This window comes from Ruegeria haliotis (assembly GCF_013377785.1).
In the GTDB taxonomy this organism is placed as follows: Bacteria; Pseudomonadota; Alphaproteobacteria; order Rhodobacterales; family Rhodobacteraceae; genus Ruegeria; species Ruegeria haliotis.
The window spans coordinates 1-13,849 of record NZ_JABXWT010000027.1 but is presented as its reverse complement, the minus strand read 5'-3'; the positions used below and the strand labels follow the sequence as shown (position 1 = coordinate 13,849).

General features: G+C 55.0%; 13 protein-coding genes. 3 read left to right on the top strand and 10 right to left on the bottom strand.

Annotation, left to right across the window (positions count from 1 at the left end; translation table 11 throughout):
- Positions 1–30 precede the first annotated feature (30 nt).
- The 4 genes from HW561_RS22055 to HW561_RS22040 form a co-directional block, all read right to left on the bottom strand.
- Entirely contained in the window at positions 31–816 is a 786-nt protein-coding gene (locus HW561_RS22055; protein ID WP_176867512.1) for a helix-turn-helix transcriptional regulator, read from the bottom strand.
- A gap of 119 nt (positions 817–935) precedes the next feature.
- Positions 936–2,516, bottom strand: coding sequence for a BCCT family transporter (locus HW561_RS22050; protein WP_176867511.1), 1,581 nt, complete (start codon positions 2,514–2,516; stop codon positions 936–938).
- Positions 2,517–2,720: 204 nt separating this feature from the next.
- The gene (locus tag HW561_RS22045; protein WP_176867510.1) at positions 2,721–3,080 is read right to left on the bottom strand and encodes a cupin domain-containing protein; all 360 of its coding nucleotides are present in this window, start codon (positions 3,078–3,080) and stop codon (positions 2,721–2,723) included.
- A 15-nt stretch (positions 3,081–3,095) separates the two neighbouring features.
- A complete protein-coding gene (locus HW561_RS22040) occupies positions 3,096–5,144 on the bottom strand; it encodes an oxidoreductase (protein WP_176867509.1) in 2,049 nt (682 codons plus the stop codon).
- 149 nt (positions 5,145–5,293) lie between these two features.
- On the opposite strand from HW561_RS22040, the gene HW561_RS23760 reads away from it, so the two are divergent.
- A complete protein-coding gene (locus tag HW561_RS23760; protein ID WP_211198737.1) occupies positions 5,294–6,352 on the top strand; it encodes a helix-turn-helix domain-containing protein in 1,059 nt (352 codons plus the stop codon).
- Positions 6,353–6,400: 48 nt separating this feature from the next.
- Here HW561_RS23760 and HW561_RS22030 read toward each other — a convergent pair whose 3' ends face one another.
- The 6 genes from HW561_RS22030 to HW561_RS22005 all read right to left on the bottom strand — a co-directional run bounded on the left by HW561_RS22030 (position 6,401) and on the right by HW561_RS22005 (position 11,933).
- Entirely contained in the window at positions 6,401–6,751 is a 351-nt protein-coding gene (locus HW561_RS22030; RefSeq protein ID WP_176867508.1) for a cupin domain-containing protein, read from the bottom strand.
- Between the two features lie 169 nt (positions 6,752–6,920).
- Complete coding sequence (locus HW561_RS22025) at positions 6,921–7,949, bottom strand: histone deacetylase family protein (protein ID WP_176867507.1); 1,029 nt, start codon at positions 7,947–7,949, stop codon at positions 6,921–6,923.
- Positions 7,950–8,014: 65 nt separating this feature from the next.
- Positions 8,015–9,052 (bottom strand): extracellular solute-binding protein, encoded by a 1,038-nt coding sequence (locus HW561_RS22020; RefSeq protein WP_176867506.1) that lies wholly within the window; start codon positions 9,050–9,052, stop codon positions 8,015–8,017.
- A 19-nt stretch (positions 9,053–9,071) separates the two neighbouring features.
- Entirely contained in the window at positions 9,072–9,890 is an 819-nt protein-coding gene (locus tag HW561_RS22015; RefSeq protein ID WP_176867505.1) for an ABC transporter permease, read from the bottom strand.
- A 4-nt stretch (positions 9,891–9,894) separates the two neighbouring features.
- Positions 9,895–10,824: an ABC transporter permease gene (locus HW561_RS22010; RefSeq protein ID WP_176867504.1), complete on the bottom strand. Its 930-nt coding sequence runs from the start codon at positions 10,822–10,824 to the stop codon at positions 9,895–9,897.
- Positions 10,824–11,933 carry an ABC transporter ATP-binding protein gene (locus tag HW561_RS22005; protein WP_176867503.1) on the bottom strand — a complete coding sequence of 370 codons (1,110 nt, stop codon included), beginning with the start codon at positions 11,931–11,933 and terminating at the stop codon, positions 10,824–10,826. Before HW561_RS22005 ends, HW561_RS22010 begins: the two co-directional genes overlap by 1 nt.
- Positions 11,934–12,209: 276 nt before the next feature.
- Here HW561_RS22005 and HW561_RS22000 point away from each other — a divergent pair, with 276 nt between their 5' ends.
- Complete coding sequence (locus HW561_RS22000) at positions 12,210–13,628, top strand: aspartate ammonia-lyase (protein WP_176867502.1); 1,419 nt, start codon at positions 12,210–12,212, stop codon at positions 13,626–13,628.
- A 15-nt stretch (positions 13,629–13,643) separates the two neighbouring features.
- Positions 13,644–13,849, top strand: a 206-nt coding sequence (locus tag HW561_RS21995) for an electron transfer flavoprotein subunit beta/FixA family protein (RefSeq protein WP_408015409.1), incomplete at its 3' end; no start/stop codon positions are given.

Sequence of the window (13,849 nt, the reverse complement as noted above, 5' to 3'; positions counted from 1 at the left end):
AATTTCTGACCATTGCCCTGATACGCCCAGTTAAAGCGCGTTCGTCAAATGCCGTATATAAAGCGCCAGCAACTCACGCTCAGAAAAGATATTCAGCTTCTTGTACAACCGCTTACGATGGTTGCGCACTGTGCCTTCGGACAGCTCCATCTGATCGGCTATGTCCGGTGCGGATGTACCCTCAATCGCCATCAGGACGATCTCGCGCTCGCGCGGGGTCAGTTGCCCCTCCAGAAACGTATCAGCGATTTGGTCGATATCTGCCGGGGGATCGGCCTGAATAGCCTGCGCCGTGTCTTGTGGGGCTGTTTCGCCCATCAGGCGATCATGAAGTGATTGCAGGCTCTGCAGGATCGGCAACAGACGGGAATACAGCCTGACGACGCTGTCTGGCACCGGGTCATGACATTCGTAGCAGATCGCAATGGCGTCACTTCCAGCCATTGGCAGAAAAACTCCCAGCCCATCGCGATAGCCGGTCATACGCTGAAACACGCGGAAATAGTTGCTCTGCCGCCTCCGGGACGGGGGTGTGTCCGACATGCGTAGAACTGTCGCCTGATCATGCCCCCGCCAATACGCGAAGAATGGGTCGAGACGGTAGAATTTGGACAGGTAGTCCTTTGCATCAGAATCGGGAACGTTTTCAGACCACAAATACTCTGGTCGCGCGGATTTTGAATACCGCATGACCATGCGCGCATCCCAGCCGGACGACAGGCTTAATCCCTTGCACAACACGGGATGAAAATTATTTGTCCCGACAACATCCACTGCGTGGCTGAGACGATCAACGAGGGTATGCTTGTCATGCAATATCTTGAAACCCTTTGTCTGAGGTTCCAGAAGATCACAAACACCCGTGCCTTGCTACCCAAGGCGCGGGTGTTTGTTGTTGTATGTTGGGCTGAATGTTTCAGCCGACCTATCAGCGATCAGGTTTGCTGAACCGTGTTTTCACCCTCGTCGGTGACCTCCTGATTCAGCGATTTGACCAAGCCGACCATCATGGCGATCAGGATAAAGGACACCGGAAGGCCCGCCGCAATGACTGCTGTCTGCAAGGCATCAAGACCACCGGCCAGCATGAGAACCGCAGCCACTAGGCCAACACCGAGACCCCAGAAAATCCGGAAGAACTTTGGCGGATGGCTGTCGCCCAAGGACAGGATTGTGCAGACCACAAGCGTGCCCGAGTCCGACGAGGTGATGAACCAGCTGATCAGCAGGAATGTTGTCAGAACGCTTAGCGGGAATACCGCCCACCGCCAGTCCAGCGACTCGATCGCCTTGAACAGGCCAAGGCTGTAATCCTGATTGACCACCTCAACCAGACCACCGGCGCCATACAACTCGGCATACATGGCCTGACCGCCCAGCACGCAGAACCAGAACATCAGCAACATGGTCGGAGCCAGCAGAACACCTATGACGAATTCACGGATGGTGCGTCCACGCGAGATGCGGGCGACAAACAAACCGACAAACGGGCACCACGCGATCCACCATCCCCAGTAAAAGATGGTCCACCAGCTTTGCCAGTCACGCTCGGGATCGGAGTCCAGCCACAGGCCCATCGGGATGACTGTTGCGATGTAGTCGCCGATGCCGCTGATCCACAGGCTGAGGATATAGCTGGTTGCCCCGCCGAACAGGATCACCGCCAGGAAAACGGCGCTCAGCCAGATGTTGATCTCGCTCAAGATCTTGACGCCGCGACCAACCCCTGACACTGCAGAAACAGTACCCAAAACGCTGATTGCTGCAATCAGCAGCAGTTGGTTCGTGGTGTTGAATCCAATGCCAAACAGTGTGTCGAACCCTGCGTTGATCGACGCCATCCCAAGACCCAACGAAGTCGCAAGACCAAACACGGTGCCAAAGACCGCGATCAAGTCAACAGCATGACCATATCCGCCATAGATCCGGTCACCGATCATCGGATACAGAACGGAACGGAACGCCAGGGGTAGCCCACGGCGATAGGAGAAGTACCCCAATGTGAGGCCAACCAGAACATACAGACTCCAACCATGAATGCCGCCATGGAACACGGTGATCCGCATTGCCACAACCGCAGCTTCGGCTGTCAGGGGCTCGATCCCATTGGCATCCAGAAATGGGTTGCCCTGAATGTGCAGTATTGGCTCGGCAACGCCCCAATACAGGATACTCAGCCCCAAACCGGCGCTGAACAGCATTGAAAACCAGGCAAAGTTTGAAAACTCGGGTTTTTCATCGTCCTTGCCCAGACGCAGGCTGCCGAACTTTGAGAACATCAGCCAAATGACAAAAAACAAGACAACCGTCACGATTGAAATGTAATACCAGTTCAGCGTGGTGATGATGAAATCTTTGAGAGCGGTGTATATCCCGTTCGCAAACTCGACATTGTAGACGGTGAAAACCACCACCGACAATATCATGCCTTTGGCGGCAAGGCTCATACCCGGGTGCATGCCTTTCAGCCATCCCTCCGAGGCCTTGAGCCTGTCAATTTGATGTTGTTCGCTCATATTTGGCTCCTCATTTGAGAACCAGAGAAACAGGGCATTCTCGGAGCCCTATGCTTGGGTCCCGAAACTGCCATTTGCGCGTTTCCTCTAGTCTGGACGGAAATCAACTCAGCAAGATCCTGCGTGGTTCGCGTACACGGGGATCTTGCCGTTTCAATTTGGCTGCCCGGGCGAACATTGCTGTGTTCTTCCGGGCGTGCTGTTTTATGCAACCACCATGTAGAACTTTCTGAGTGTCTTGGTGACCTCCCAAACGCAGGGTGTGCCTTTGGGCAGGAAGAACACATCGCCGGCCACATAGGTCTGCGCGGTTCCATCAGGGCTGGTGAGTATCAGTTCGCCCGACAGGATCTTGATCATTTCGTTGCCCGGATAGGCGTCGAAATTCTCTTTACTTGGGGCAACTTCCCATACACCGGCGGTCACGCCTGCCTTTTCATCATGAAAAAACAAGTGGCCTTTTTCGGATTTGTCGTCCGATGTGAAATCCTGCTCTGCCACCATGTTTGAAGGCTCAAACCCGGCTTCGGGGTCAGACAGCATTGGGATCGGTTTCAACGTCATTGTGTTTGTTCCTTTTTAAGCAAGCGGCATCGGCAGGAACTGCGGTGCGCGTGGGGGTTCTGCATCATCCAGCTCTCGGGCCCAGCGATGGCCGGCATGAACGGCAAACGCGATGATCGAGGGGGCCTCGCAGTCACCGATCCGGCTTACGGATTTGATGCCAGCCTCGGCCCAGTCGGCTTCGCGTGCCATCAGGTCCTGATACACCTGATCGTTGGGATTTTTGGCCGTCAGAACCACAGCTGTTCTCAACGGCAGTTCCAACCCTTCGCCGCCGTGAATACAGGCAAATTCGATCTTGTCCGCATGAACCGCTTTCAGCATCTTCAGACGTTCGATCCGAACGCCAAGTTCCATCAGACGGGCGATCACTTTGTGCTGTTCCATTGTCAGCGCCAAATAGGGCGCAACCTCGGCGGCGGGGATCACATAGGTGACGTCATGACCATCCTTGACCAGTTTTTCGGCGATAACGTTGCCGATATAGGCCCCATCCTCATCATAGATCACCACGGGGCCGTCTTTGACCTCGACTCCATCCATGATGTCATCCGGCGTCAGAACGTTGGCCTCATCCCCGTTCAGCACCGGTGTCGGGCTGAAACGACCCAAACCATCCCGGCGCCAGGTTGCACCAGTGGCCAGCACCACATGCTCCATCCCAAACTCCAGAATATCGTCTGCTTCCAACGGGGATTCCGTGTAGAGGTTCACGTTACCCAATTGCTGAAGGGCATAGAGGCGATAATCGGCAACCCGGATCCATTCGGACAGGCCGGGCAGGTTCGATTCACGTTTGACGCGGCCGCCCAGTTCTTCGCGGGCATCAGCCACGGTCACTTCATATCCGCGCTTGGACAGGATGTTGGCGCATTCCAGACCGGCGGGGCCACCACCAACAATTAGGATGTTGTCGTCTGACCCCTTCGGCGGCACCTTTTCAGGGTGCCAACTGCGGCGGTATTCGTCCATGATCGTTGGGTTCTGTGTGCAGCGCATCGGCGCATAAGACAGCTCGCCCGAGGCGCAGATGTTGCAGCCGATACATTCGCGGATATCGTCAACACGGCCCTCGTCAATCTTGGTCGGGATGAACGGGTCTGCAATCGACGGGCGGGCTGCGCCGACCAGATCCAGAACACCGCGCTTGACTTGGCTCAGCATTGTATCGGGCGAGGTAAAGCGACCCACGCTGACCACAGGTTTGTTCACCATACCTTTTACAAAGGCGATCTGCTGTTCCTGAAAACCTTCGTTCGAGAACCGCGAGGTCTGACTGTCTTCGGGCCAGTCGCTGATGTTCACATCCCAAAGATCGGGAATGTCTTTCAGCATCTCGACCAGTTCTTCACCTTGAACCATGTCCCCGTCAATTTCGTTGACGCCAAAACGGAACGCGACGGCGCAGGTGTCGCCGATGGCGTCTTTCATGCCTTCCAGAACTTCGCGCAGCAGCCGTGCCCGGTTTTCCAGGCTGCCACCGTATTCGTCGGTACGGGTGTTATAGCTGGGCTGCAGGAACTGGCTGAAGATCGACAAACCGTGCGCGGCATAGGCATAGACGATATCAAAACCTGCTTTCTTGGCGCGCACAGCAGCAGCGATATGCTGTTCGCGAACCATCTTGATATCATGCTTGTCCATCATTTTGGACTGGAACGGTTCCACCGATTCCAACGTCAAGCGCGAAGTCGGCCCCATAGGTGGGGTACGAGACGCTCGGTTGCCCGCCGCAAGACCGACATGCCCCAGCTCTACCCCAGCCAGTGCCCCGTGCCGATGAACGGCTTCGGGCATGCGCGAGATTCGCTTGATGTCCGCGTCATTCCACAAGTGCAGCGAGGGGAATGGCCAGAATTCGGTGGAGTTGGCGATCTCGGCAATCTCGGTACAGACCACGCCCCAGCCACCTTCGGCCTTCATCTCGCGCATGCGCGTATTGGCATCAGGCGCGTTGTCGGATGTGCCAGAGCAATGGGGGACCTGATAGAAGCGGTTCTTGGCTGTCACCGGACCAATCTTGACGGGTTCGAACAGAACGTCGTAACGCGGATCTCTTGGCATGGCTGGTCTCCCTGGCTTTTTTGTAGCTTGCTGTTTCCCAACCGAACCTTGGCTTGGCTCGGGGTCTGACAGGCAATATGATCGGAATTATCCTAACGACCGGGACCAACGGGCATAGTGTCCCTAAAGGGACATGCCGGATATGCATTATGACAAGACCTCAACAGGACCTGCGTGAAATGACTGCTTTGCCTGACTTTTCCCAAGCCGTACAAGCGTGTGGGTCGGGGCAATTTCAGATGGCTTTGCGCGAATCTCTGGTCGCGTTTCTCGGCGCAGATCGCAGCGGGGTTTTGCAGTATTCGCGCTATAGTGTTCCTCACTACCTGCTCAGCGATCATGTGCCCGACGAAGAGGTCGAGCTGTACATGGCGGGCGCGTACCGGTTTGACCCATTCTTTCGGCACTGGCGGGAACAGGGATCAGCAGGCGTTCTGCACCTGTCGGATCTCAGGAAAACCGAGGGGCGCATTGGGGAAAATGCGCAGGACTACGTTCTGCGGTTCCAGCCCCAAACCGGGATGGCCGACGAAATCGCTCTGCTCTGCTCAAAAATCGGCGGTGCGGTCGACAACTATTTCTTTATGCGCGACACGCCATTTCACCAGGATGAACTGCGCACCTTACAAGGCCTGTTTCCGACAATCAGGGCACTGCACGACCTGAACCAAAGGCTGATTCTGAACGCACTGGGCGAAAGCCAATTCCTCGAGTCCGGGTTTCCAGATTTTGAGTGCTTTGCGATCGATGACAGCAACGGTAAAGAAAGCTATGTCAGCAACACCTGGCAACAACTGGTCGGGCAAAGCATTGCCCTGTCTGATGCGGTCAAACTGGCGCGGCAGGACCAACCGGGTGATCCGCGTGTTGTCGGCAATGTTCACGTCATTTCCGAACATCTGGGCGCAGATTTCCCGCCCGCCCCGAACGGGCGCATCACTTTTGTCGTGCAACGCCCCATGGCCTCTTCTTCGCTGGTACTGTCCGAGGTTGTGGAACATTTGTTCTGCGACCGGCTGACCCAACGTGAAGTTTCAATTTGTCATCTGGCGTTGCGCGGCTTTCCGTCTGCCTCGATCGCTCAGCAACTTGGCATTGCCGTCGGAACCGTCAAAAACCACCGCAAAAGCATCTATCGAAAGCTCGACATCACCACCGAACGCGAGTTGTTCCTGCTGTTGCTCAACAGTATTGGTGCGCAGGAATAGACCTGCCGGTGTCGTCAGTGCGGGGCAGGGCGGCTGCTTTCGCGTTGATCAAAACCCGTCGACACCACGCAGATAGACCACCAGCAGGCACCCGTTGTCGGAAATCGAGTAATGCTCGCTGCCTGCTTTCAGGCAGACCAGATCACCGGGTTTGTATTCATACCCGTCATGATCCCTCAGATCGCCTTCCAGAACAAAAAACTCTTCGTCTCCGACATGGCGGTGAGGGATCGTCCGTTGCCCTGGCAACATACGATAGACGTGAAACCCATAGCCCGTTTTGCCGCCATTGACCTGCAGGACTTCGCCATCCATCTCACCGTCTTCGCTCAGGAATGGAACGAACCCGTCTGTCTTGATATTCGCGACGGTCCGCAGTTCATCTTTTATCCTTTTCATGGAGCCCTCCCGGCCTGATCAGTACTTTGTGCAAATCAAATGTCCTATTCGAAACAAAAAGGTCTGCCTCAGAAGATTGGGGCAGACCGGGTATTTTCAGAGCTTGCAAGAGAACGCTTGCTTTTTCAGGTTGGTCTAAAGCTGAAACAATTCTCTACCAAGTCCAAGGTTACCCACCTTCAAACCCTTGCAAAACATTTACTGTGTTGATGCCAATTTCATCAACATCGTAGCCGCCCTCCATGACAAAATGGGTCGGCAGGCCAAGTTTCGCGATGTCTTCGCCGTAGGTGATAAAATCATCCGAGGCGAGTTTGAAAAAACTGATGGGATCGTTTTCAAACGTATCAACACCCAGAGAAATTATCAGTGCCTCCGCACCAAATTCCTTCACCTTATTCAAAGCGTCTGCCAGTGCCTCTCTCCAGGCAGAGAACGGTGTGCCGGGTTGCAACGGATAATTGAAGTTGAACCCTTCACCTGCGCCCTCGCCTTTTTCGTCGGCATGCCCAAGAAAATGTGGGAAGGCCTCCATTGGGTCGCCATGCAACGAGATAAACAGCACATCATCGCGCTGATAGAACATGTCTTGCGAGCCATTGCCGTGATGGAAATCGACATCCACAATCGCCACGCGCTTGGCCCCGTTGTTCAAAGTCTCCTGTGCCGCAATGCCCGCGTTGTTCAGGAAACAGAACCCACCATACAGATCGGTGGTGGCATGATGGCCAGGCGGGCGGCATAGGGAAAACACCCCTTTTGCCCCATCGTTGAGACGCTTGGCCCCCGTCAGCGCAACCTGTGCGCTGGCATAGGCCGCTTCCCATGTGCCCTCTGAAATGCTGGTCTCGCAGGCGAGGGAGTAATACCCCAGTTTGCCGTCAATGAAATTTGGGCACTTTTGCACCATCCGGCGCGCAGGCCACGTGGTTGGAATGGCCTCGCCTTTCATTCCGGCGGCCTTCCACTCGTCCCAGACGGTCTGAAGAAAGGAAACAAAATCAGGTTGGTGAACCGCCAGGATTGGGTCCATCCCAAAATCCTCAGGCGATGTCACAGCGCCAAGTTCGGAGTCTTTCACGCGATTCAGCACATATTCGGCGCGGCTGGGGCGTTCATGCGGATACACAAGCTGGCCACCATAAAGCTCTGTTTGTGCGTCTCTTAATTTGTGCTTTTCGGAATAGATGGTTTCCATGCTGCGGTTCCCTAGAGAAAAAAAGGGCCGGAGATCAGGACTGATCCCCGGCCATTCCGAAGTGTTTACTTCTTCAGGTTGGTCCAGATTTGATCATAGACCGCCTGAGTTTCTTCGTCGCAAACCTCAACAAAAACCGGTGTACCGGCTGCGTCATGTGGGTTGCTTTCTGGCTGTGTCACCAGATCCTGATCAAGGAACTCTGACGAACCGCTGACGCCGTTGTTGTAGCGCGCAAAGTTCGATACAGCTGCGATGTTTTCCGGCTCCAACAGGAAGTCCATGAATTTCAAAGCATTATCGCGGTTTGGTGCATCCTTGAGCAGAACCACACTGTCCATCCACGCAATGTAACCTTGTGTTGGGAAGGCGTATTGCAAGGACTCACGTTCGCTCCGTGCTTTGGCGGCGAACCCATCATAGATCATGCCGACAGTTACGTCGCCAGCAACCAGAACTTCCTTTGCGGTATCCGAGTTGAACGAAGCCCAATGCGCTTTAGCGCCCTGCACCATTTCGTTGAGGGCCTTCAACTGATCCCGATCGGTCGAGCATTGCGGAATGCCCATGTGAAGGGATGCAAGCGCAAGCACGTCACCTTGGGAATCTACCACGTTGATCCGGCCCGACAGCTCTGCTGGCGGGTTGAAGATGAGGTCGGTGGTATTGATGTCACCGCTATACACAGCCGTATCAACCGAGAATGCTGTCGAACCCCACTGATACGGGATCGAATGTTTGCGACCGGGGTCAAAGCTGGGGTCGGCCCATTCCGGTTCAATGTTACCTTTGTTTTTCAGCTCGCCATCCGCGATGGTATCCAGCATGCCTTCACCGGCCATGATCGACACCATGTAATCGCTGGGCACGGCTAGGTCATAAGTCCCGATTGCACCGGCCTTGAGCGTCGCCAGCATGGCTTCGTTGCCGTCATAGGTGTCCATTGTGACTTCGACACCGGTTTCTTCGGTGAACTTGTCCAGAAGGTCCTGCGGAATGTACTCGAACCAGTGATACAGGACCAGTTCGCCTTCGGCTGCGGCAGCATTTGCGCCAATCGTCAGGGCAAACGCCGCAACGCTGGTTTTCATCAGATTTTTCATTGTTTTCTCCATCTGTTGGTTATTTTGTATTGTCAGCTTTGCTGACGAAGTAGCTGATTGTGACCATCAGGATAGACACGCCCAGCAGCATGGTCGAGATTGCCATGATATTGGGTTTGATGCCTTGCTTGACCGACCCGAAGATCGCCGTGGGCAAGGTTTCTACGCCCGCGCCTTTGACGAAGTTGGTGATGATGAAATCATCCAACGACACGATAAAGGCCAGAATGAAGCCGGAGATGATGCCGGGCATCATCAGGGGCATCAGGATCTTGGTAAACGCCTGACGTTTATTGGCATACAGGTCCATCGCCGCCTGTTCATAGCTGTCCTCAATCCCCTGCATCCGGGCCGAGATCGGCAGGTAAGCGAAGGGAATGCAGAAGGCAGTATGGGCCAGCAGGATGGTCATGATGCCACGTTCAAAGCTGATTGCGTTGAAAAAGATCAGGGTCGCAACAGCGGTGACGATTTCCGGCACCATCAGGGGCAGGCTGATCAGGCCAAAAGAGACCGCGCGCAGCTTGAACTTACCGCCCCTCACCATGCCTGTGGCCGCCAAGGTGGCAATTGCGGTCGCCATGGTTGCCGCCGAAATCGCAATGATCAGGCTGTTGAGCGCCGCCGCCTTGAACTTGCCGCTTTCCGGGCCAGTGAACACATCCACGTACCAGCGGAAGGACACACCTTCCCAATTGGTCAGCGACACCGAAGAGTTGAAGCTGTAGATCGTTACAACAACCAGCGGCGCGTACAGAACAAACAGACACAGCATGGTGATCGCTTTGAAGCCTGTATACGACTTGATGTCAAACTTAGCAGATTTTGCAGTCGCCATGATCTTACCCTCCCGCTTTCTCTGACCGGGCCTGTTGACGCGCGTAGAACATCAATAGGATCAGCACCATGGTCATCAGGACCATTGAGGCTGCCGCACCAAACGGCCAGTTCCCGGCATTGCCTTTGAACTGCTCTTCGATCAGCGATCCGATCATGAAGTTCTTGGCACCACCAAGAAGATCGGGCGCAAGGAACGAACCCATGGAGGGAACAAACACAAGGATACAGCCCGCAATCACACCCGGTTTTACCGTCGGCAGCAGGATGCGCCGCAAGGTCGTCGCCTTGGATGCATACAGGTCCGCCGCCGCCTCGGAGAGCGAGAAGTTATAGCGCTCGACCGCCGCATAGATCGGCAACACCATGAAGGGCAGGTAGGAATAGAACAGGCCCAGCTGCACGGCAAAGTTGGTATTCACGATATGGATCGGGCTGTCGATCAGGCCGATATTGATCAGAAAATCATTCAGAGGGCCTTGATCCCGCAGCAGGAACTTCATCGAAACGGTCCGGATCAGCAGGTTCACCCAATAAGGGATGGTGATCAGGAACACCCACAGCGCGCGCGATTTTTCGGGACGCGTCGCGATGAAATAGGCCGTCGGGAACCCAATCGCCAGGCTCAGGATCGTTGCCGCCCCCGCCTGCCAGATCGACCGCCAGAAGATCAGGATATAGGTCCATTCGATCTTGGCCGGATCATCCCCGAACAATCCCCGGTCAAAGAAGAACTGATCGTAAGCCGCAAGACTGAATTCCCAGATCACACCGCCACGAAACTCTTTCGTCAGGAAAGAGTAGATCAGCATCATGAACACAGGGGCCAGAACCAGAATGGCCAGCGTCACCCAGGCGGGTAACAGTAACCACGTGCGTACTTCCTTATACGTGTCTGTCGTTGCGCTGCCGCCGCTTGCTGCACCTGCTGCCATCAGTCCACCAAGAGGCGCGCGGCCCCCAGCTCCATGTTAACGAACATCTCGGTACCGGGCTCAAAGATTCGCTTGTTGCCGCGATCCGAGTTTGACGTGCGCACGACGAAATCAGGGCCGTCCTGCAAGTCCACGATAGTGGTGATGTCGGTGCCGACGAAAATGTTCTCTTTAACGCTACCTTTCAGGCTTTCACCTTCGGCAGGCGTGTCCGACATGAACAGACGCTCGGGGCGGATCGACAAATGCACCTTCGAGCCAACGCCGACGCCTTCGACCTCATTGCAGGTTAACTCGTGCCCGCCGCCCAAATGGCAAATGGCCCGGCCGTTTTCGATGTTGTCGACCGAGACTTCCAGAAGGTTCGTCTCACCGATGAAGTCGGCCACAAACATGTTGTGCGGACGTTCATAGATATCCGTTGGCGCACCCAGTTGTTGCAATTCACCTGCTGACATGACCGCGATACGGTCGGACATGGTCAACGCTTCTTCCTGGTCGTGCGTGACGAAGATAAAGGTAATCCCCGTCTCACGCTGCAAGTGCTTCAGTTCCAGCTGCATCGCCTTGCGCAGCTTCAGGTCGAGCGCCGACAACGGCTCGTCCAGCAGCAGAACCTTAGGCTGTGGGGCAAGGGCGCGGGCAAGTGCAACGCGCTGTTGCTGTCCACCAGACAGCTGGCTTGGTTTGCGCGTCGAGAACTGGGTTAGCTGGACCAGTTCCAGCATTTCACCCGCCTTCTTGCGCGCCTCGGATTTTCCGGCACCCCGCATCTCAAGCCCAAAGGCCACATTGTCCAGAATGGTCATATGCGGAAACAGGGCATAGTTCTGGAAAACCGTGTTCACCGGCCGCTTGTTCGGCGGCAGGTTCTCAATTTCATCGCCATACAGGAAGATTGCGCCTTCGGTCACATCCTCAAAACCGGCAATCATCCGCAACAGGGTGGTCTTGCCGCAGCCAGACGGACCCAATAGCGTGAAAAATTCATTGTCCTTGATTGACAGCGAGATTGTCTTTAGCGCCGTAAAGTCGCCATAGCGTTTTACCGCATCCCGTACGTCAATCGCGATTTGTTCTTTGCTAGACAAATGCGCCTCCCTGAGCATCGCGAAGTTTCAAACAGCTATATACGGGGGAGGCTGTCCTCTGAATAACTGACTTCCTCATCAAACATTAGGCTCAGCCTAACCTTTTAAGGAACTGCAGGCATTTTCAGTGGTTTCGCCCTGCGGATGAGTGGAATTGTTTCCCACACTTCTACCGGCCGATTCTGCGCCTGCTTCGCCACGTCCTAATCAGTGCAAAGGAAAGACCGACTTTAGATCAAAACACCCATCTTGTAAGCATCATTGCAAATTCACCTTTTGTCGAAGCGAAAATTCATGCCCCAACACCGAACCGAGTCGGACTCAATCGGAAGCGTCGATTTGCCTGTGAGCTGCTACTACGGCATTCAGACCGAACGGGCGCGCCGTAATTTTCCAATCACAGGTGTCCCGCTGGCCGAGTTTCCCAGCATTATTGTTGCCCTGGCCATGGTCAAAAGCGCCGCCGCCAAAGCAAATGCCGAGATCGGAGGCATAGATTCGGCAAAGGCGCAGGCCATTGTCGAGGTCTGCGACGAAATCGTTCAGGGGCAGCATCACGATCATTTTGTCGTCGATATGATCCAGGGCGGCGCGGGCACCTCAACCAATATGAATGCCAACGAGGTCATCGCCAACCTTGCCTTGGGCAATCTGGGGCACGCCCCGGGGGAATATGCACATTTGCACCCCAACGACGATGTCAATCACGGCCAGTCCACCAATGATGTATACCCGACAGCCATTCGGTTGGCCGTATTGTTCCATGCAGCACCCCTGTCACAAGCGCTGGAACGGCTGCAGTCAGCACTGGAAGAGCGTGCCGAAGCCTTTGCAGGCGTCGCCAAGGTAGGTCGCACGCAGTTGCAGGACGCTGTTCCCATGTCTTTGGGGGCTGAATTCAAATCCTTTGCCGTTACCGTTGGCGAAGACATCGATCGTATCCGCGAGGTGGGCAGCCTGCTGACCGAGATCAATCTGGGCGGTACTGCCATCGGTACACGTGTTAATGCCGAAGCCGGATACGACAAGCGCGCCGTGGCGCATCTGTCCGGGCTTTCGGGCTTTGACCTCAAACAAGCCAGTGACCTGATCGAGGCGTCCTCGGACCTGGGTGGTTTTGTCACCTTCTCGGGCATACTGAAACGGGTTGCGGTCAAACTGTCAAAGATGTGCAACGACCTGCGCCTGCTGTCCTCCGGTCCTCGTGCTGGGTTTGGAGAAATCATTCTACCCGCCGTGCAAGCCGGTTCGTCTATCATGCCGGGCAAGGTGAACCCGGTTATTCCCGAAGTTGTAAATCAGGTTTGCTATCAGGTTATCGGTAATGACCTGACGATTACAATGGCGGCCGAAGCGGGACAATTGCAGTTGAACGCGATGGAGCCCGTTGTCGCCTACAATCTCCTGAAATCCCTTAAAATCATGATCAATGCGGTCGATGTGTTGACTGAAAAATGTGTGACTGGCATTCGTGCGGATGCCGGCCGCTGCGCCGCGCTGCTGGACAACAGCCTTGTTCTGGCCACGGCACTTGCGCCGCATCTTGGATATGACGCAGCCGCCAAGATCGCCAAACAAGCACTGGCGACCGGTCGTTCCATTCGAGAAGTTGCCAGTGAAAGCAGCCTTTTGTCTGCGGAACAATTGGACCAAATCCTGTCCCCGGCAGCAATGCTGGCGCAGGGTATTACTCAAGAAGTCGAAGTTACTTAACCAAAGGAGAACGCGATGAAGGTACTTGTGCCTGTCAAGCGCGTGATTGACTACAACGTTAAGGTTCGCGTTAAGGCGGACGGAAGCGGTGTTGATCTCGCCAATGTAAAGATGTCGATGAACCCGTTCGACGAGATTGCGGTTGAAGAGGCGATCCGCCTGAAAGAAGCGGGCAAGGCTGACGAAGTCGTTGCCGTTTCGATCGGTGTGAAGCAAAGCCA